The sequence below is a fragment of the Thorsellia kenyensis genome (genome assembly GCF_042432445.1).
In the GTDB taxonomy this organism is placed as follows: Bacteria; Pseudomonadota; Gammaproteobacteria; order Enterobacterales; family Thorselliaceae; genus Thorsellia; species Thorsellia kenyensis.
In genome coordinates this window covers 1-712 of sequence record NZ_JBHLXE010000017.1, presented here as the reverse complement: position 1 = coordinate 712, position 712 = coordinate 1, and the positions used below count along the sequence as shown (strand labels likewise).

General features: G+C 43.7%; 1 protein-coding gene. It reads left to right on the top strand.

Features of this window, described 5'->3' with window-relative positions:
- Nucleotides 1-712: Ig-like domain-containing protein (locus ACFFIT_RS02015; RefSeq protein WP_385875912.1), on the top strand; the 712-nt coding region annotated here is incomplete at both ends.

Sequence of the window (712 nt, the reverse complement as noted above, 5' to 3'; positions counted from 1 at the left end):
TGTTGATTACCTTGAAGATAACTTTGGCAATGAGAACAATGCCACGGTACAAATTAAGAATAATGGTTTAACTAATGATAAGACGCCTGTATTAGTCGGTACTGCGACGCCTGGCTCTGTGATTGAAATATTAGAAAATGGCATTCCATTAAGTGGTGTGAATCCACCGGTGGCGGATGCGACAGGCCGCTGGACGTTTAACATCCCAAGTGCATTCTTTGGTGATGGCAAACATACCTATGAAATCAGAACGACAAGTAAGTCGGGCAATATTGTTAAAGCGTACTTCAACGTTGATGTTGATACAAACGCACCAAGCGTAGGTAGTATTGATTCAGTTGAAGACACCGTACCACCACAATTAGGGCCTATTCAACAAAATGGCTTAACGAATGATTCCTCTCCAGTACTGCGTGGTAAAGCAGAGGCGAGTGGAACTGTGACCATCTATGATAAATCGAATGGTCAGGTTGTGGGTATTGTTAAAGCGGGCTTAGATGGTACATGGACTTATAAAGCGATTGAGTTAGATGATGGCATTCATAGCTTTGTGATCACAGTGACAGATGCAGCAGGTAACGTCAGTGCAGAAAGCCCGGCCTTTAATATTAAAGTCGATACCTTTGTGCCACCGGCAATGAATCTTGCTAATGTGCAGTTAATCGATGATGTAGGTACCCTCCAAGGTAACCTCAGCTCGGGCGACATCACT